Genomic DNA, 18,736 nt, shown 5'->3' with positions numbered 1-18,736 from the left:
CGATGTCCTATCGGTAACTTGCGTCGGCCGCTTTGTCTGAGGCGATCATGGCTTCGTACTTGTCGCCTATGGCGAGGAGTTTCTCCTTGGTCATGATGTTCTCGCCGGGATTTTCCATGTGGTACTCGTGGATCCGCGTCTCGACGATCGAGTCGACCGGGCAGGCCTCTTCGCAGAAGCCGCAGTAGATGCACTTGAACAGGTCGATGTCGTAGCGCGTCGTGCGGCGAAGCCCGTTCTCGCCGACGTCGCTCTCGATGGTGATGGCCAGCGCCGGGCAGACCGCTTCGCACAACTTGCAGGCGATACAGCGCTCCTCGCCGTTGGGATACCGGCGCAGCGCGTGCAGGCCGCGAAAGCGCGGCGACTGGGGCGCCTTCTCTTCCGGGTAATGCACCGTCACCTTGCGCTTGAAAAGGTTACGCAATGTAAGGCGCAGCCCGGCGAGGAGCTCGGTGAGGAACAGGGTCTTGGTGATATTGCGCAGTGATGACATCAGTTGAACCAGGGGCCGAAATCGAACCAGATCATCAGGCCTTCGACGAACAGCCAGACGAGCGTCACGGGAATGAATACTTTCCAGCCGAGCCGCATGATCTGGTCATAGCGGTAACGAGGGAACGTGGCCCGGAACCAAAGAAAGCAGAACAGGAAGAAGGCCGTCTTCATGGCGAACCAGAAGAAGGACGGCGCGGCGAGAAAGGTGTCGCCCAGGAGCGGAAGGCCCTGGAACGGCGACAACCAGCCGCCGAAGAAGAAGATCGCGGCCAGCGCCGAGATCAGCACCATGTTGGCGTACTCCGCGAGGAAAAACACCGCGAAGGCCATGCCGGAATACTCTACGTGGAAACCGGCGACGATCTCGGACTCGCCCTCGGCGACATCGAAGGGCGCACGGTTGGTCTCCGCCACGCCGGAAATGAAGTAGACGACGAAAAGCGGCAGCAGCGGCAACCAGAACCAGTGCGCCACGCTGCCCTCCTGGGCGCGCACGATGGCGCCCAGGTTGAGACTTCCGCTCGCCATCAACACGCCCACCAGCGCGAATCCCATCGCGATTTCGTAGGCCACGATCTGGGCGGCGGAGCGCATCGCGCCGAGCAGGGCGTACTTCGAATTGGAGGCCCAGCCGGCGAGGATGATGCCGTACACGCCCATCGAGGTCAGCGCGAGAACGTAAAGCACGCCGGCATTGATGTCGGCCAGCACGAATTCCGGGCTGACGGGAATGACCGCCCAGGTGGCAAAAGCCGGGACGATCGCCAGCAAGGGCGCGATGACGAACAGGAAGCGGCTGGACTTCGCCGGGATGACGATTTCCTTCACGAGCAGCTTCAGCACGTCGGCAAATGGCTGCAGCAGGCCTTTCGGGCCGACGCGATTCGGGCCCACGCGATTCTGGATCCAGCCGATGACCTTGCGCTCGGCGAGGGTCAGGTAGGCGACCGTGAGAATCAGTGGCACGACGACCAGCAGCACCTGCAACACGACGATCAACGTCTGTTGCAGGCCGCCCGGGAGACCGAACCACGCCTCGATCATGTCCAGCGCCTCCCGCCGCGACGCCCTTCAGCGGTGTCCTGGAGTGGCTGTGAGCGACGCAGGAGCATGTCGGTCGCATACATGCCGGGCGCATCGATTTCGCCCTCGTGGCGCAGCGCGACGGCCCGCAGGGTCACCTCCGGATCCGGTCCGGGCTCGGCGAGCCGCGTTTCGAGTTCCGCGAGAACATCGACCGAGGACTGGTATTCGAAGCCTTCGAGGTCGAGATGGTTGCCGAGCACGCGCAGCACTTTCCACGCCGGACGCGCTTCGCCGACGGGGCGTCCGGCGCCGGGGAAGCTCTGCCGACGACCCTCGCAGTTCACGAAGGTCCCGGAAGTTTCGTAAGCGGCGCCCACGGGCAGCAGCACGTCGGCGTAATCACGCATCGCCGGCGTGGCCCACGGGGCAAGGCAGACGACGAAATCGGTCGCCGCCAGCCCGGCGAGTGCGCCAATACCCGCGGCCGTGTCGTGTTCCGGCTCGAGTCCGAGCGTCACCAGGGCCTGGAGCTTGCCCCCGAGCATGCCGAGCGTGTCCAGCCCGACCCGGGGTGCAGGGCGACCGCCGATCTCCCTGTGCGGCAGGAGCCCGGCGAGGCAGGCACCCGCGGCATTGGCGCCTTCGCCGAGGTAGCCGAGCGTTGCGCCGGTACGGGCGCACAGGGCCGCGGCGAGCACCCGCAGGTCGGCGAAGCCGGGATGGCGCTGTGCAAGCAGGCCCAGCCAGACCGCACGCGGACCCTCCCCGGCCAACACCTGGGCGAGCGCGCGCTCTGCGGGCCCGGGCGCCAGGTCCCGCAGCTGATCCGCCAGCGGATCCGGCAGCCCGCTGAAGTCTCCGTCGCACGCCGCCGCCAACACTTTCGCCAGGGCTTCCGCCTGCGCCGCAAATGGCGCAATGCTTTCCCCGGCAACCGGGAACAGCCACTCGAACGCGTCCGGATTGAGGAATCCGACACGTGCGCCCCGCAGGGCGGCCTGGCGCACGCGGTGAGCCAGGACGGGCACCTCGCGACGCAAGTCGGAACCGATCACCAGGAGGCCGGACAAGTCATCGATGTCGCTTATGCGGATCCCGATGCCCGGCGCCAGGGGATCTTCTTCCTGGCAGGAAAAATCGCTGCGGCGCAGCCGGTGGTCGAGGTTGGGGCTGCCCAGTCCGCGCGCCAGCCTGGCCAGCAGGTAGTGCTCCTCGAGCGTGGCGCCGGGCGCAGCAAGAAACCCGGTGAGTTCGGGTCGCGCCGACCTGAGGCCCTCGGCCGTGCGCAGCAATGCATCTTCCCAGGAGGCCTCCTGCCATTCGCCGTCGCCGCCCCGGACCATGGGGTGCTCCAGCCGGTCCGGCGAATACAGCCCGTGACATCCGTAGCGGTCGCGGTCTGCCGCCCAGGTCTCGTTGATCTCTTCGCAGTTGCGCGGCACGTTGCGCATCACCCTGCCGCGCAGCGTGTGGGTGTAAAGATGCGCGCCCGTACAGTCGTGCGGGGAGACCGTGTCGTGCTGGGTCATCTCCCAGGCGCGGGCACGGTAACGGTACGGCTTGTTGTTCAGCGCACCGACCGGGCAGACGTCTATGATGTTGCCCGACAGCTCGTGATCGACGCTGCGCTCGATGAATGTCCCGATCTCCGTGCTCTCGCCGCGACCCACCGTGCCGAGTTCCTGGATCCCGGCAATCTCCTGGCCGAAGCGCACGCAGCGGGTGCAATGGATACACCGCGTCATGTCCGTGGAGACGAGCGGCCCGAGGTTCTTGTCCTTGACGATCCGCTTGCGTTCCGTGAAGCGGGACACATCGGAGCCGAAGCCCATCGCGATGTCCTGCAGCTCGCACTCGCCGCCCTGGTCGCAGATCGGGCAATCCAGCGGGTGATTGATCAGCAGGAACTCCATCGTCGCCTTCTGCGCCGCGATCGCCCGGCCCGAACGGGTGTGGATCTTCATGCCCTCCATGATCGGCGTGGCACAGGCCGGCAACGGCTTGGGCGCACCCTCGACTTCGACGAGGCACATGCGGCAGTTCGCGGCAATGCTGAGCTTCGGGTGATAACAGAAACGCGGCACGTAGACCGCCTCGGCATCCGTGATCTCGATGATCATCTTGCCGCGCGGCGCCTGGAGCGCCTTGCCGTTGACCTCGATGTTGACGAAATCCTTGTCCATCAGGCGGCCTGTGTCCCGGCGGCACCATCGACGAGGCTGCGCCCGCGATGCTCGATCATGTACTCGAACTCGGGGCGGAAATGCTTGATGAAACTTTGCACCGGCCAGGCCGCGGCGTCACCGAAAGCGCAGATCGTGTGACCCTCGATACGACGGGAAACGCTGTCCAGCAGGTCCAGGTCTTCGCTGCGCCCCTGCCCTGCCAGGATGCGCAGCAGGACGCGATTCATCCAGCCGGTGCCCTCGCGACAGGGCGTGCACTGGCCGCAGGATTCGGCGAAGTAGAAACGGCTGATGCGCTCCAGCATGCGCACCATGCAGGTGGACTCGTCCATCACCATCACCGCGCCGGAGCCGAGCATGGAGCCCGCTTTCTTGATCGACTCGAAGTCCATGAGGGCCTCGAGAATGGCAGCCGCCGGCACGACAGGCGCGGACGATCCCCCCGGAATGACGGCCTTGAGCTTGCGCCCTTTCCACACCCCTCCGGCCAATGCCAGCAGTTCCCGAAAGGGAATGCCCAGCCCGACCTCGAAGTTCCCCGGATTCGTTACGTGGCCGGACACGGAGAAGATCGCTGTGCCGCCGGAACCCTCGACGCCCAGTTCGGCGAACCAGCCCGCACCGTGCCGCATGATCGCCGGGACGGACGCGAAAGTCTGGGTGTTGTTGATCGTCGTCGGCTGGCCGAACACGCCCTTGTTGGCGGGAAACGGCGGCTTGAACCGCGGCTTGCCCTGCTTGCCTTCGAGCGACTCCAGCAGGGCCGTCTCCTCGCCACAGATGTAGGCGCCTGCACCGATGAAGGTGTAAAGATCGAAATCCACGCCGCTGCCGAGGATGTTCTTGCCGAGCAAGCCGGCCGCGTAAGCCTCTGCCAGCGCGCTTTCGAAGCGCGGGATGGGTTCGGCCAGGAACTCGCCCCGGATGTAGTTGTATCCCACCGTGGCGCCCATCGCGTACCCGGCAATCGCCATGCCCTCGATGACCGCATGCGGGTTATAGCGCAGGATGTCGCGGTCGCTGCAGGTGCCGGGTTCGCTCTCGTCCGAATTGCACACTACGTATTTCTGGATCGCAGGGTCCTTCGGCATGAAGCTCCACTTCAGGCCCGTCGGGAAGCCGGCTCCGCCGCGCCCGCGCAGGCCGGAGGCCTTGATTTCGTCGATGATGCTCGAAGGGGCCGTACCGTCCTGCAGGAGTGACCGCCATGCGGTGTAGCCGCCCGTGGCTTCGTATACCGGCAAAGTCCACGAAGCGTCCCGGTCCAGGGGCGCGAAACAGACCTGGTTCATCGGTCGCCCCATCAGTCCAGCCCCTCGAGGAGTTCGTCGAGTTTCTCGGGCGTCAGGTTCTCATGGTAGACATGGTCCACCATGGCCATCGGCGCACCGATGCAGGCCGCAAGACATTCCTCCTCGCGCTTGAGGAAAATGCGGCCATCCGGCGTGCTCTCGCCCACCTTGATGCCCAGCGTCTTCTCGGCATGGCTCAGCAGCTCGTTTCCGCCGCGCAACATGCAGGAGACATTGGTGCAGATCGAGACGTGGTGGCGCCCGCAGGGTGACGTCTCGAACATCGAATAAAAGGTCGCGACCTCGTAGACCTGGACCGAGGGCATATCCAGGTAGGCCGCGATCCCGTCCATCAGTTCGGGCGTGAGGTAGCCGCCGTTCTCGTGTTGTGCGACGCGCAGCGCCGTGAGCACCGCCGAGCGCTGCCGGCCCGGCGGAAAACGTGTCACCCAGCGATCGATCTCCTCGCGCAGATGGGCCGAAAGCACGGCGGTCGCCTGCTTCTCCGTCGCGCTCATCGGTCCACCTCCCCGAACACGACGTCGATCGTGCCGATCACCGCGACCACGTCGGCCAGCATGTGCCCCCGGACCATCTCGTCGAGTGCCGCCATGTGAATGAAACCGGGCGGGCGCAACTTGACGCGGTACGGCTTGTTGGCGCCATCGGAGACGAGGTAGCAACCGAACTCGCCTTTCGGTCCCTCGATGGCCGCGTAGACCTCGCCCTCGGGAACGCAGTATCCCTCGGTGTAGAGCTTGAAATGATGAATCAGGGATTCCATGTCGTCCTTCATGTCGACGCGGCGCGGCGGCACGATCTTCTGGTCGGCGATCGAGACCGGGCCGGGATTCTCCCGCAGCCAGCGCACGCACTGGCGGATGATGCGATTGGACTGGCGCAGTTCCTCCACCCGCACGAGGTAACGGTCGTAGCAATCCCCGTTGGTCCCGACGGGAATGTCGAAATCCATCTCGGAATAAACCTCGTACGGCTGCTTCTTGCGCAGGTCCCAGGCGATTCCGGAGCCGCGCAGCATCGGCCCGGTGAACCCCAGCGCCACGGCCCGTTCCGGGGAGACGACGCCGATGTTCACCGTCCGCTGCTTCCAGATCCGGTTGTCCGTGAGCAGCGTTTCGTAGTCGTCGACGCAGGCCGGGAAACGGTCCGTGAAGTCCTCGATAAAATCCAGCAGCGAGCCGGAGCGCGCCTCGTTGAGCTTGTCCGTCGCCTTCTTGCTGCGAAACCGCGAACCCTCGTAGCGGGGCATTTCCAGAGGCAGGTCGCGGTGTACCCCCCCGGGCCGGTAGTACGTCGCGTGCATGCGCGTGCCGGACACCGCCTCGTAGCAGTCCATGAGATCCTCGCGCTCGCGGAAGCAGTAGAGGAACATCGTCATCGCGCCGATGTCCAGGCCATGCGCGCCGAGCCACATCAGGTGATTCAGGATTCGCGTGATCTCGTCGAACATGACGCGGATGTATTGCGCCCGAAGCGGCGGCTCGACGCCGAGCAGGCGCTCGATCGCCAGCACGTAGGCGTGTTCGTTGCACATCATCGAGGTGTAATCGAGCCGGTCCATGTAACCGATGGACTGGTTGAACGGCTTGCTTTCCGCCAGCTTTTCGGTCGCGCGATGCAGCAGCCCGATGTGCGGATCGGCCTTCTGGATCGTCTCGCCGTCCATCTCCAGCACGAGGCGCAGGACCCCGTGCGCCGCCGGATGCTGCGGGCCGAAGTTCATCGTGAAGCTGCGGATCTCGGCCATCGATCAGTCCTTCATGGCCGGGTCATAGCGGTGGTCGTCACGGATGACCCTCGGCACCAGCGTGCGCGGCTCGATATCCACGGGCTCGTAAACGACCCGCTTCTCGTCCGCGTCGTAGCGCACCTGCACCTGGCCGATCAACGGGAAATCCTTGCGGAAAGGATGGCCGATGAAACCGTAGTCCGTGAGGATCCGGCGCAGGTCCGGATGGCCGTCGAACAGGACGCCGAACAGGTCGAACGCCTCCCGCTCAAGCCAGTTGGCGGCGGGCCAGACATCGTTCACGGTCGGCAGCCGCGGCGGATCGCCCGGCGCCGGGTAGCAACGCAGCCGCAGGCGATGATTGAGACTGAGCGACAGGAGGTGATACGCCACGGCGAAGCGTTTCGGCGTGTCGGGAGACACCGGCGGCGAGCCCCGCACGACCCCGCGGCTGAACCCGGATTCCGTCGCGCTGCGGGTCTTCCACTCGTCGAGTCCGTAAACCAGGTAATCGACCGCGGCGAGTTCCACGAGCATGGCAAACTCGAAACCCGGCTCGTCCCGCAGCACCGTTGCCGTCTCGATCAGTTCCCCGGGAGCGACGACCAGCGTCAATTCGTTCGCGACGCCATGCAGCAGTTCCGCATCGTCACCGAACCGCGCGCGAATGCGCTCTGCCAGTCTTTCGCTCCGCATATTCATCGCGCAATCGTGTTGGTGCGACGGATTTTCTTCTGCAGCTGCAGAATCCCGAAAATGAGCGCCTCGGCGGTCGGCGGGCAGCCCGGCACGTAGACATCGACGGGCACGATGCGATCGCAGCCGCGCACCACCGCGTAGGAATAATGGTAATAACCGCCGCCGTTGGCGCAGCTGCCCATGGAGATGACCCAGCGAGGCTCGGACATCTGGTCATAGACCTTGCGGAGGGCCGGGGCCATCTTGTTTACCAGCGTGCCGGCCACAATCATCACGTCGGACTGGCGGGGACTGGGACGAAAAATCACGCCGAAGCGGTCGAGGTCGTAGCGCGCAGCTCCGGCATGCATCATCTCGATCGCACAACAGGCGAGACCGAAGGTCATCGGCCACATCGAACCCGTCCGCGCCCAGTTGACGACCGCATCCACGGACGTCGTGACGATGCCGGGTTGCTGGCTCTTGCCCAGCGAGGCCGGCACGGGGGTATTCAATCCCATTCCAGCGCTCCCTTTTTCCATTCGTAGATGAAGCCCACGACCAGGATGAGCAAAAAAACCGCCATGGCGAGCATGCCGAAGCCGCCGACGGCGTCGAGCGACACGGCCCACGGGAAGAGAAAAGCGATCTCCAGGTCGAAGATGATGAACAGGATGGCGACCAGGTAATAGCGGACGTCGAACTTCATGCGGGAATCCTCGAACGCCTCGAAGCCGCACTCGTAAGGCGACGTCTTCTCGTCATCCGGGCGCCGCGGGCCAAGAATGAAGCCCAGCGAAAGCAGCGCCCCGCCCAGCAGGGTCGCGATCAGGAGGAAAACGAGGACTGGCAGGTAATTCTCGAGCATTCCCTTTCCTGTTCGCCTCCCCCTGGTTTTCTATTCGCGCCCCCGGCGGTTCCAGATTTCCCCGCCGGGAGGGACAAGAAAATGGTGCGGATGGTCGGACTCGAACCGACACGGCTTTCGCCACTGCCCCCTCAAGACAGCGTGTCTACCAGTTCCACCACATCCGCATGTCAGACATCGAAATGCGCCGCCGACCCTATTCCGGCGGCCCGGACTCCTCGGCCGGCGTCTCGGTGGCCGGCAGGCCCGGTACATCCGTCTCCGGCGCCGGGATCACGCTCGGCGCCTGGTCGGCCGGTGCAGTCATCGGCGCCCGCTCGAGGATACTTTCAGGCTCGGTGCGCTGGCCGGCAAGATAGGCCAGGCCGAGACTGGTGAGGAAAAACATCGTCGCGAGAATCGCCGTCGTCCTGCTCAGGAACGAGGTCGTGCCACGCGAACCGAACACGGTCCCGGAGGCTCCCGCGCCGAAGGCCGCGCCGGCATCCGCACCCTTGCCCTTCTGCAGAAGGACCAGGGCGATGATGGCGATCGCCAGGAAAACGTGGCTTACGGTAGCTAGGGTCTGCAACATCGAATATGGTTTCCGCTGCTCAACCGGCGGCCCGGCAGATACCCGCGAAACCCGCGCTCTCCAGGGAGGCGCCGCCCACGAGTCCGCCGTCGACATCCGGCATGGCAAAAATATCGGCTGCATTGGCGGCCTTCACGCTCCCGCCGTACAGCACCTTGACGAAGTCCGAAATTGTAGCATTTTCGGAACGCAACAGGCCACGGATAAATGCATGCACGGCTTGCGCCTGTTCCGGCGAGGCCGTCCGGCCCGTCCCGATCGCCCAGATGGGCTCGTACGCGATCACGGCATGGGAAAAGGCTTCGATGCCTGCGCTATCGAGCACCGCCTTGAGCTGGCGCCCGACCACCGCCTCGGTCCGCTCGGCCTCGCGCTCCTCGAGACTCTCGCCCACGCAGAGAATCGGCACCAGGCCGTGACGCTGGGCGGCGCCGAACTTGCGCGCCACGAGTTCATCGCTTTCGCCGTGCAGGCTGCGCCGCTCGGAATGCCCGACGATGGCGAAGCGACAGCCGAGGTCGGCGAGCATCCCGCCCGACACTTCACCGGTGAAGGCACCCTCGTCCTCGGCCGAGATGTCCTGCGCGCCGACCAGGATCGGACTGCCGGCGGCGCAGCCGACCGCCTCCGGCAGGTAGGGATAAGGGGGACACACGGCAATATCGCAGGGCGCGCCGTCGGGGAACGCCGCGGCCAGCTCCGCCAGTAGCGAACGCGTGAACGTCCGCGAGCCATGCATCTTCCAGTTACCCGCAACCAGCTTTTGTCTCATTCCGGTCTCCCGGCCCGTAAAGCCGCGGCACTTTAGCCGCCGCCCCGGGCGAAATCAATGTTTTGCCGCCGCCCTGACCGTCTCGGCCAGGCGCTCCGCCAGGCTGAGCGCCTCGGCAGCCGCGGCCGCCTCGACCATGACCCGAATGAGCGGCTCAGTCCCGGACGCGCGCAGCACCACCCGGCCGCGCGTGCCGAGTTCCGCCTCCACCGCAGCCTTTGCCTCGCGGATCTCCGGCACGGCATCGCAGTCGATGCGTTGCTCCACCCGCACGTTGATCATGGTTTGCGGCATGCGCTGCATGCCGGCCACCAGCGCCGACAGGGGCTCGCCGGTCCGTTGCATCACGCCGAGCACCTGCAGCGCGGTCGCCAGGCCGTCGCCGGTCGATGTCCTGGCCAGGTTGATCAGGTGACCGGAGGTCTCGCCCCCCAGCTCCCCCCCGTTGGCTTTCAACATGCTCATGACGTAGCGATCGCCCACGGCCGCACGCAGGAAGGGGATTCCCAGCGCATCGAGCGCCTGCTCCAGGCCGAGATTGCTCATCGCCGTACCGACCACCGGGCCGCGCAATTCGCCACGCGCCTGGGCGTCGCGGGCCAGCACGTAGAGCAACTGGTCGCCGTCCACCAGCGTGCCCCGCTCGTCCACCAGCACACAACGGTCGCCGTCGCCGTCCAGCGCCACACCCATGCTGGCGCCCACGCCCGTCACGGTCGTCGCCAGCAATTCCGGATGGGTCGAGCCGCAACCCTGGTTGATGTTCCTCCCGTTCGGCGAACAGCCGATCGGGATGATTTCGGCGCCGAGCTCGGCCAGTACACGAGGCGCGACCTTGTAGGCGGCGCCGTGAGCGCAATCGATCACCAGCTTGAAGCCAGCCAGGGTCGTTCCTGCCGGCAACATCGCCTTGCAGAACTCCTGGTAATCGACGCGCGCCTGGTCGACCCGGCGCGCCCGGCCCAGGCTCGTGGATTCAAGCGTCACGGGCGGCTCGTCGAGCAGGGCCTCGATCGCGGCCTCCTGTTCGTCCGTGAGCTTTTCTCCGCCCGCGGCGAAAATCTTGATGCCGTTGTCGTCATAGAGGTTATGCGAGGCGCTGATGACGATTCCGAAATCGGCCCCGAGCTGGCGGCACAGATAAGCGACCGCCGGGGTCGGCAAGGGGCCGGCCAGCAGGACATTGGCTCCGGCCGCGGTAAAACCGGCCTCCAGCGCAGCCTCGAACATGTAGCCGGACAGGCGCGTGTCCTTGCCGATCAGCACGGTACCGCCTTGCGGCGCGAGCACCCGTGCGGCGGCGCTCGCCAGTCGCAGGGCGAAATCCACGGTCATGGGCGGCTGCCCCACCCGTCCGCGGACTCCGTCGGTACCGAAATATCGTCTGCTCATCCCTGCACTCCCTCATGCTCGTTGTCGTCGCCGACCGCCGTCACGGCAGCGGCCATCCTCACGGCGTCCAGCGTCTCGGCCACGTCGTGGCTGCGGATTATCCGCGCCCCGGAGCCCACCGCCAATGCCGCCAGCGCCAGGCCGCCGGCGACACGGGCCTCGACGCTGCGCCCGGTCACCGTGCCGATCATCGATTTGCGCGAGACGCCGACGAGCACGGGCACGCCCAGCGCGGTGAAACGCGACAACCCCCGCATCAGCAGCAGGTTGTGTTCCAGTGTCTTGCCGAAGCCGAAGCCCGGATCGACGAGGATGCGCTCCAGCTCGATGCCGGCCCGCAAACAGGCCTCGATGCGGTCTGCCAGGAAAGCATAGACCTCCTCCACCACATCGCCGTACGCGGGCGCGGACTGCATGGTGCGCGGCTCCCCCTGCATATGCATCAGGCACACGGCGCAACCGCTCGCAGCGGCGGCCTCCAGCGCACCCGGCGCCCGAAGTGCGCGCACGTCATTGATCAATTCCGCGCCCGCCGCGGATGCAGCGAGCATCACCTCGGGCTTGGCGGTGTCGATCGACAACGGCGGTCCATGTTCGCGCACCAGCGCCTCGATCACGGGAAGCACACGCCGGAGCTCCTCCTCGACCGCGACCGGCGCGGCACCCGGTCGGGTAGACTCGCCGCCGATATCCAGGAGGCCCGCGCCTTCCGCCGCGAGCTTTCGCGCCTGTCGCAGCGCCGCCTCGGTTGCCGCAAAGCGCCCCCCGTCGGAGAACGAGTCCGGCGTCACGTTGAGCACGCCCATGACCAGGGGCTGATCGAGCGCCAGACGACGGGTGCGTAATTCGAGGTGCATGGAAGAACCGGGAACCGGAGCAGCGGGCAGTTTAACCTCCGCCCGGCCCGATCTCACGCTGCCAATACGGAAAACGCCGGGGCTGGCCCGGCGTTCTCCGTGACGAGAGACGATATCGCCCCCGCCTCAGTGCTGACTCGCGGGCCCGGCAATCGGATTGGGATCGCCCCCGTCCTGGGGACGCGGCTCCGTGGGCACCGCCGGCGGCGTATCCGTCCAGTCGGCAGGTGGCCGCGGCTCGCGCCCGGCCATGATGTCCTTGATCTGCCCTTCGTCGATCGTCTCGTACTTGATCAGCGCCTCGGCCATGGCATGGAGGTTATCCATCCGGTCCTCGAGGATCTGCTGGGCGCGCCGATAATTGTTGTCGATGATCGAGCGGATCTCCTCGTCGATGGCGTGCGCCGTGACGTCGGACACCTGCTTGTGCTGCGTCACCGAACGGCCGAGGAAGATCTCGCCGTCGTCCTCGCTGTAAGCCAGCGGTCCGAGTCGCTCCGAAAGACCCCACTTCGTCACCATGTTGCGCGCCAGGCTGGTGGCCCGCTCGATGTCGTTGGATGCCCCGGTCGTCACGGCCTCCCCGCCGAAAATGAGCTCTTCGGCGATGCGCCCGCCGAACAGCGAGGCGATCTGGCTTTCGAGCCGGCGCTTGCTGTAGCTGTAGCGGTCCTCCTCGGGGAGGAACATCGTAATGCCGAGCGCCCGCCCGCGCGGAATGATGCTCACCTTGTAGACCGGATCGTGGTCCGGAACATTGAGACCCACGATGGCGTGTCCCGCCTCGTGGTAGGCCGTCAGCTTCTTCTCCGCGTCGTTCATCACCATGGAGCGGCGCTCCGCGCCCATCATGATCTTGTCCTTGGCCTTCTCGAATTCCTCCATTGTCACGGTGCGACGATTCGCCCGCGCCGCGAACAGCGCGGCCTCGTTGACGAGGTTCGCGAGATCGGCGCCGGAGAAACCCGGCGTGCCGCGCGCGATGATACCCGGCCGCACGTCATCGGCCAGCGGCACCTTGCGCATGTGGACCTTGAGAATCTGCTCGCGGCCGCGCACGTCGGGCAGCGGCACCACGACCTGGCGGTCGAAGCGCCCCGGGCGCAGCAGCGCCGGGTCGAGCACGTCCGGACGGTTCGTGGCGGCGATGACGATGATGCCCTCGTTACCCTCGAAGCCGTCCATCTCCACCAGCAGCTGGTTCAGCGTCTGCTCACGCTCGTCGTGCCCGCCGCCGAGGCCGGCACCGCGATGGCGGCCGACCGCGTCGATCTCGTCGATGAAGATGATGCAGGGTGCGTGCTTCTTGGCCTGCTCGAACATGTCGCGGACCCGGGAAGCACCCACGCCGACGAACATCTCGACGAAGTCGGATCCCGAGATCGTGAAGAACGGCACCTTGGCCTCGCCGGCGATCGCGCGCGCCAGGAGCGTCTTGCCGGTGCCGGGCGAGCCGACCATCAGCACGCCCTTGGGAATCTTCCCCCCGAGCCGCTGGAACTTGGCCGGGTCCTTGAGGAAATCCACGATCTCGCTGACTTCCTCCTTGGCCTCCTCGACCCCGGCCACGTCTGCGAAGGTGACCGAGACCTGGTCCTCGCCGAGCAGCCGGGCGCGGCTCTTGCCGAAGGACATCGCGCCGCGTCCGCCTCCGCCGCCCTGCATCTGGCGCATGAAGTACACCCAGACGGCGATCAAGAGGAGGATCGGGAACGAGGAAATGAACAGCTGCATCAGGAAGGACTGCTGCTGCGGGGGGCTGGAGCGGAAGGTCACGCCGGCGTTCTTGAGTTCGCCGATCAGGGCGCGGTTGTCCGTTTCGGGGCTGTACGTCGTAAATCGTTCGCCGCCAGAGAAGGTGCCGATGATCTCGTCGCCTTCGAAGACCACTTCCTGGACAGAGCCTTCATCCACGCGTTGCAGGAAAGTCGAATACGGGATGTCCTGCACCGTGCGCGGTGCAGTCCCGAAACTGTTGAACACCGTCAGCAGCACCACTGCGATGACGATCCACAACACGATGTTCTTGGCTAGATCGTTCAATGACCTCGCTCCTCAGCTGGCAATGCGGGACCGAGGCCCCAGTTGGATATTTTAGACACTATAAGCCTTGGTAGTTTCCCGCCACCAGATAAAACTCCCTGCTCCGGTCCCGCGACGCCTTCGGCTTGCGCATGCGTACAGTACCAAAACTCTTGCGGGCCTCCTTGACGAGGGCGTCACTGCCCTCTCCCTGGAATACTTTCGTCACCAGGCCCCCTCCCGGAGTCAAATGCGCGCGCGCAAAGTCCAGCGCGAGTTCCGCGAGGTACATCGCCCGCGGCTGGTCCACGGTCGGCACCCCACTGATATTGGGGGCCATATCACTCATTACAACCCCCGGCCGGTCCTCCCCGAGCGCAGCCTCCAGAGCCTCCAGCGTGGCCTGTTCGCGGAAGTCGCCCGCGATGAATTCCACCCCGGCCAGCGGGTCCATCGGCAGCAAATCCAGCGCGATCACCCGTCCCCGATGCCCGACGGCACGTAAAGCATACTGGCTCCAGGCGCCCGGAGCCGCCCCGAGATCGACCACGGTCATATTCGGCTTGATCAGGCGATCCTTCTCCTGGATCTCGATCAACTTGAACACCGCGCGACCCCGCCAGCCCTCCTGCTTGGCCCGCCGCACGAATTCATCGGCGACGTGTTCGTCCATCCAGCGCTTACCGTGGCGTGTTCGTCCCGTCATGTACCGGCAGATTCCTGTGCGCAACCCATGCCCTGCTAGACTACGCGCCCGCCCGGCCGGCGTCGCTGCCGACGAGCGTATCCGGACTCATGTATTACTAGAAGAAACACGCTCATGTCGTTGAATGAAAAGCAAAGAAAATATTTGAGAAAACTTGGGCATGAGCTGCAGCCCCTGTTGTCGACCGGCAATGCCGGCCTGTCGCCTGGATTTCTTGCGGAACTCGAAGGCACGCTGGACCATCACGAGCTCCTGAAAGTCCGCGTGCGTAGCAGCGACCGTGGGGCCCGTGACGAAATGATACGTGAGATCTGCGCAGGCTCCGGTGCCGAGCTCGTGCAGCGCATCGGCAACGTCGCACTGCTGTGGCGGCCCAATCCGGACGAACGCAAGATCCTGTTGCCGAAAGCGCCACGCTCAGATGTATAACACCTGAAGTATTTCGTAGACGCGGTCGCCGCCCGGCGCCTGCACGGTGATCTCGTCACCCTCGCTCTTGCCGATCAGCGCCCGGGCGATCGGCGAGGCGATCGAAATGCGTCCCGCCTTGATGTCCGCCTCCTCCTCGCCGACGATCTGGTAGCGCAGCTCCGTTTCCTCGGTGGCGCAAAACAGCTCGACAGTGGCGCCGAACACCACCCGTCCCCCGGCATTCAGCTTGCGGACGTCGATGATCTCGACATGCGACAGCTTGTACTCGAGGTCCCGGATGCGCGCCTCTGCGAGGCCCTGCTGCTCCTTCGCGGCGTGATACTCAGCATTTTCCTTGAGATCGCCGTGCGCCCGGGCCTCGCCGATCGCCTGGCTGATCCGCGGCCGCTCGACCGTCTTGAGCCGGGCGAGTTCTTCGCGCAGGCGCTCCACCCCGCCGGCGGTCATCGGCACCTTGTTCATGATGAAATCTCCGCGTGCAGGTCTTGCAGCCGGTTGACGTCCGTCGCATCCAGGTGATCGAGCGCCACGCACGTCGCCTTGGCTGCAGAGATCGTAGTGTAATACGTCACCTTGCGGTGCACCGCTTCGCGGCGGATGGAATGTGATTCGCGGATCGCCTGCCGGTTGTCCGTCGTGTTGACGACCAGGCTGATTTCGCCGTTCTTGATCATGTCCACGATATGCGGCCGGCCCTCGCGCACCTTCAGGACGGCCCGGCACGGCACGCCTGCCTCCTCGAGCGCACGGGCGGTGCCTGCGGTGGCCACGATCTCGAAGCCGCGGTCCACGAGGATCCGTGCAAGGTCGATCGCGCCGTTCTTGTCCTCGTCGCGTACGCTGATCAGGGCCGTGCCCCCCAGGGGAAGGACGACACCCGCCGCCAGCTGGGCTTTCGCATAGGCCTCGCCGAAGAAGCGCCCCGTGCCCATCACCTCGCCGGTGGACTTCATCTCCGGACCGAGGATCGGATCGGCGCCGAGGAACTTGGCGAAGGGAAAGACCGAGGCCTTGACCGAAAGGTAGTCGGGGCGGCGCTCCCCGCTCACGCCCTGCTCCTTGAGACTGATGCCGGCCATGCACAAGGCTGCGATCTTCGCCAGCGGTCGGCCGGTGGCCTTCGAGACGAAGGGCACGGTGCGCGACGCCCGCGGGTTCACCTCGAGCAGGAAAATCTGGCCGCGCTGGATCGCGAACTGGGTATTCATCAGGCCGACGACGCCCAGCGCACGGGCAAGACGCCGGACCTGGTCGCGCAACTGCTCCTGGATCGAGGGATCCAGCGTGTTGGGCGGGAGGCAGCAACCGGAGTCACCGGAGTGCACGCCCGCCTGTTCGATGTGCTCCATGATGCCGCCGATGACGACGGTCTCGCCGTCGCTGACGATATCGATATCGACCTCGACCGCGTTATCCAGGAAACGGTCGAGAAGGATCGGGCTGTCTTCGCTGATCTTCACCGCGAACTGCATGTAGGTGCGCAATTCCTGCTCGGAAAAGACGACCTCCATGGCGCGTCCGCCGAGCACGTAAGAGGGCCGCACGACGAGCGGGTAGCCCACCTGTTCGGCCAGCCGCACCGCGTCCTCGACGTTGCGCGCCGTGCGATTGGCCGGCTGCTTGAGCTCCAGGTCATTGACGAGTTTCTGGAATCGCTCGCGATCCTCGGCGAGATCGATCGAGTCCGGCGAGGTGCCGATGATCGGCGCCCCGGCCGCTTCCAGCTGCCGGGCCAGCTTCAGCGGCGTCTGCCCGCCGAACTGCACGATGATCCCCTCGGGGCGCTCCAGTTCCACGACCTCCATGACGTCCTCGAAGGTCAGAGGCTCGAAATAAAGGCGATCGGAGGTGTCGTAATCCGTGCTGACGGTCTCCGGATTGCAGTTGACCATGATGGTCTCGAAACCCGCTTCCCGCAGTGCCAGCGCCGCATGGACGCAACAGTAATCGAACTCGATGCCCTGCCCGATCCGGTTGGGCCCGCCGCCGAGGATCATGATCTTGCGCCGGTCCGTGGGCTGCGCCTCGCAGGTCTCCTCGTAACTCGAATACATGTAGGCGGTGGTCGTCGAAAATTCCGCCGCGCAGGTGTCGACCCGCTTGTAGACCGGCCGCAACCCGTGCTCGAGCCGCAGGGCCCGCACCACGGGCTCCCTGACGCCGAGCAGGCGCCCCAGCCGGGCGTCGGAGAACCCTCGTCGCTTCAGTCGGCGCAGCCGCTCGCGGGACAGGCCGTCGAGCCCTTCCGCCTTCACGCGCGCCTCTTCCTGCACCAGTTCCTCGATCTGCGCGAGGAACCAGGGATCGATCCGGCTCCACTCGTGCACGGTCTCGAACGCGACGCCCGCGCGGAACGCATCCGCCGTGTACAGGAGGCGGTTCGCCCCGGGGAAGCGCAACTCCCGCTCGATGCGCTGCATCGCGGCCTCGTCGAACGGCGGCTCGAGCTGTTCGTCGAGCCCCGTGTTGTCCGTCTCGAGGCCGCGCAAAGCCTTCTGCAGCGACTCCTGGAAGGTGCGGCCCATCGCCATCACCTCGCCGACGGATTTCATCTGCGTGGTGAGCAGCGGGTCCGCGTCGGGGAATTTCTCGAAGGTGAAGCGCGGGATCTTGGTGACCACGTAATCGATGGTCGGTTCGAAAGAGGCAGGCGTGGCGCCGCCGGTGATGTCGTTTTTCAGCTCGTCCAGCGTGTAGCCGACCGCCAGCTTGGCGGCGACCTTGGCGATGGGGAAGCCGGTGGCCTTGGACGCCAGCGCCGAGGAGCGCGACACGCGCGGGTTCATCTCGATGATGATGAGACGGCCGTCCTCCGGGTTGACGGCGAACTGCACGTTCGAGCCGCCGGTCTCGACACCGATCCGACGCAGCACGGCGATGGAGGCATCGCGCATGCGCTGGTATTCCTTGTCCGTCAGCGTCTGGGCCGGGGCGACCGTGATGGAGTCGCCCGTATGCACGCCCATCGGATCGAGGTTCTCGATCGCGCAGATGATGATGCAGTTGTCCTTGCGGTCCCGCACCACCTCCATCTCGAATTCCTTCCACCCCAGGATCGACTCCTCGAGCAGGACCTCGGTCGTCGGCGACAGGTCGAGCCCGCGCTCCACGATGGCCTCGAATTCATCCTGGTTGTAGGCGATGCCGCCGCCACTGCCGCCCAGCGTGAAGCTCGGCCGGATGATGGTCGGAAAGCCGATCTCCGCCTGCACGGCGCGCGCCTCGTCCATCGTGTGGGCGACCGAAGAACGCGGCACCTCGAGACCGATCTCGATCATCGCCTTGCGGAACAGGTCGCGGTCTTCGGCCGTGTCGATCGCCTCGCGCGAGGCGCCGATCAATTCCACGCCGTAACGCTCCAGCACGCCGTGCTTCACCAGGTCGAGCGCGCTGTTCAGCGCGGTCTGGCCGCCCATCGTCGGCAGCAACGCGTCCGGGCGTTCCTTCTCGATGATGCGTTCCAGCACACGCCAGTCGATCGGCTCGATGTACACGGCATCCGCGGTATCCGGATCGGTCATGATCGTCGCGGGATTCGAGTTCACCAGGATGACCCGATAACCTTCCTCGCGCAGCGCCTTGCAGGCCTGGGCGCCGGAGTAATCGAACTCGCACGCCTGCCCGATCACGATCGGCCCAGCGCCGATGATCATCACGCTCTCGATATCAGTTCTTCTGGGCAT

General features: G+C 65.5%; 18 protein-coding genes and 1 tRNA gene. 1 reads left to right on the top strand and 18 read right to left on the bottom strand.

Annotated features, from left to right (window positions below):
- Window positions 1-7 precede the first annotated feature (7 nt).
- The 16 genes from nuoI to rlmE all read right to left on the bottom strand — a co-directional run bounded on the left by nuoI (window position 8) and on the right by rlmE (window position 14,621).
- A complete protein-coding gene (gene nuoI, locus G6032_RS08560; protein ID WP_165281728.1) occupies window positions 8-496 on the bottom strand; it encodes an NADH-quinone oxidoreductase subunit NuoI in 489 nt (162 codons plus the stop codon).
- Window positions 496-1,542, bottom strand: a complete 1,047-nt coding sequence (gene nuoH, locus G6032_RS08555) for an NADH-quinone oxidoreductase subunit NuoH (protein ID WP_165281727.1) — start codon at window positions 1,540-1,542, stop codon at window positions 496-498. The genes nuoI and nuoH overlap by 1 nt, the downstream gene beginning before the upstream one ends.
- A complete protein-coding gene (gene nuoG / locus G6032_RS08550; protein ID WP_165281726.1) occupies window positions 1,539-3,707 on the bottom strand; it encodes an NADH-quinone oxidoreductase subunit NuoG in 2,169 nt (722 codons plus the stop codon). The genes nuoH and nuoG overlap by 4 nt, the downstream gene beginning before the upstream one ends.
- Window positions 3,707-5,002 carry an NADH-quinone oxidoreductase subunit NuoF gene (nuoF, locus tag G6032_RS08545; RefSeq protein WP_165281725.1) on the bottom strand — a complete coding sequence of 432 codons (1,296 nt, stop codon included), beginning with the start codon at window positions 5,000-5,002 and terminating at the stop codon, window positions 3,707-3,709. Before nuoF ends, nuoG begins: the two co-directional genes overlap by 1 nt.
- Window positions 5,003-5,013: 11 nt before the next feature.
- The gene (locus G6032_RS08540) at window positions 5,014-5,520 is read right to left on the bottom strand and encodes an NAD(P)H-dependent oxidoreductase subunit E (protein WP_165281724.1); all 507 of its coding nucleotides are present in this window, start codon (window positions 5,518-5,520) and stop codon (window positions 5,014-5,016) included.
- Window positions 5,517-6,770: an NADH-quinone oxidoreductase subunit D gene (locus G6032_RS08535; RefSeq protein ID WP_165281723.1), complete on the bottom strand. Its 1,254-nt coding sequence runs from the start codon at window positions 6,768-6,770 to the stop codon at window positions 5,517-5,519. The genes G6032_RS08540 and G6032_RS08535 overlap by 4 nt, the downstream gene beginning before the upstream one ends.
- A 3-nt stretch (window positions 6,771-6,773) precedes the next feature.
- Window positions 6,774-7,454: an NADH-quinone oxidoreductase subunit C gene (locus tag G6032_RS08530; RefSeq protein ID WP_165281722.1), complete on the bottom strand. Its 681-nt coding sequence runs from the start codon at window positions 7,452-7,454 to the stop codon at window positions 6,774-6,776.
- Window positions 7,451-7,951 carry an NADH-quinone oxidoreductase subunit B gene (locus G6032_RS08525; RefSeq protein ID WP_165281721.1) on the bottom strand — a complete coding sequence of 167 codons (501 nt, stop codon included), beginning with the start codon at window positions 7,949-7,951 and terminating at the stop codon, window positions 7,451-7,453. Before G6032_RS08525 ends, G6032_RS08530 begins: the two co-directional genes overlap by 4 nt.
- On the bottom strand, window positions 7,942-8,298 hold the full coding sequence (locus G6032_RS08520; RefSeq protein ID WP_165281720.1) for an NADH-quinone oxidoreductase subunit A: 357 nt from the start codon (window positions 8,296-8,298) through the stop codon (window positions 7,942-7,944). Before G6032_RS08520 ends, G6032_RS08525 begins: the two co-directional genes overlap by 10 nt.
- Before the next feature lie 82 nt (window positions 8,299-8,380).
- A tRNA-Leu gene (locus tag G6032_RS08515) sits at window positions 8,381-8,465 on the bottom strand.
- Between the two features lie 29 nt (window positions 8,466-8,494).
- The gene (gene secG / locus G6032_RS08510) at window positions 8,495-8,872 is read right to left on the bottom strand and encodes a preprotein translocase subunit SecG (protein WP_206211896.1); all 378 of its coding nucleotides are present in this window, start codon (window positions 8,870-8,872) and stop codon (window positions 8,495-8,497) included.
- A 19-nt stretch (window positions 8,873-8,891) separates the two neighbouring features.
- A complete protein-coding gene (gene tpiA, locus G6032_RS08505) occupies window positions 8,892-9,644 on the bottom strand; it encodes a triose-phosphate isomerase (RefSeq protein WP_165281719.1) in 753 nt (250 codons plus the stop codon).
- A gap of 54 nt (window positions 9,645-9,698) precedes the next feature.
- Window positions 9,699-11,036, bottom strand: a complete 1,338-nt coding sequence (gene glmM, locus G6032_RS08500; protein ID WP_165281718.1) for a phosphoglucosamine mutase — start codon at window positions 11,034-11,036, stop codon at window positions 9,699-9,701.
- The gene (folP, locus tag G6032_RS08495) at window positions 11,033-11,893 is read right to left on the bottom strand and encodes a dihydropteroate synthase (protein ID WP_165281717.1); all 861 of its coding nucleotides are present in this window, start codon (window positions 11,891-11,893) and stop codon (window positions 11,033-11,035) included. The genes glmM and folP overlap by 4 nt, the downstream gene beginning before the upstream one ends.
- Window positions 11,894-12,019: 126 nt before the next feature.
- Window positions 12,020-13,936, bottom strand: a complete 1,917-nt coding sequence (ftsH, locus tag G6032_RS08490; RefSeq protein WP_165281716.1) for an ATP-dependent zinc metalloprotease FtsH — start codon at window positions 13,934-13,936, stop codon at window positions 12,020-12,022.
- A 58-nt stretch (window positions 13,937-13,994) separates the two neighbouring features.
- Window positions 13,995-14,621 carry a 23S rRNA (uridine(2552)-2'-O)-methyltransferase RlmE gene (rlmE, locus tag G6032_RS08485; RefSeq protein WP_165281715.1) on the bottom strand — a complete coding sequence of 209 codons (627 nt, stop codon included), beginning with the start codon at window positions 14,619-14,621 and terminating at the stop codon, window positions 13,995-13,997.
- A gap of 114 nt (window positions 14,622-14,735) precedes the next feature.
- Here rlmE and G6032_RS08480 point away from each other — a divergent pair, with 114 nt between their 5' ends.
- A complete protein-coding gene (locus G6032_RS08480; RefSeq protein ID WP_165281714.1) occupies window positions 14,736-15,050 on the top strand; it encodes a YhbY family RNA-binding protein in 315 nt (104 codons plus the stop codon).
- Here G6032_RS08480 and greA read toward each other — a convergent pair.
- Both greA and carB read right to left on the bottom strand, forming a co-directional pair.
- Window positions 15,039-15,515 (bottom strand): transcription elongation factor GreA, encoded by a 477-nt coding sequence (gene greA, locus G6032_RS08475; protein ID WP_165281713.1) that lies wholly within the window; start codon window positions 15,513-15,515, stop codon window positions 15,039-15,041. The two genes, G6032_RS08480 and greA, sit on opposite strands and share 12 nt — an antisense overlap.
- On the bottom strand, window positions 15,512-18,736 hold the full coding sequence (carB, locus tag G6032_RS08470) for a carbamoyl-phosphate synthase large subunit (RefSeq protein ID WP_165281712.1): 3,225 nt from the start codon (window positions 18,734-18,736) through the stop codon (window positions 15,512-15,514). The genes greA and carB overlap by 4 nt, the downstream gene beginning before the upstream one ends.

This window comes from Wenzhouxiangella sp. XN24, assembly GCF_011064545.1.
GTDB lineage: Bacteria > Pseudomonadota > Gammaproteobacteria > Steroidobacterales > XN24 > XN24.
The sequence above is the reverse complement of the archived record's forward strand: the minus strand, read 5'-3'. Positions and strand labels throughout refer to the sequence as shown.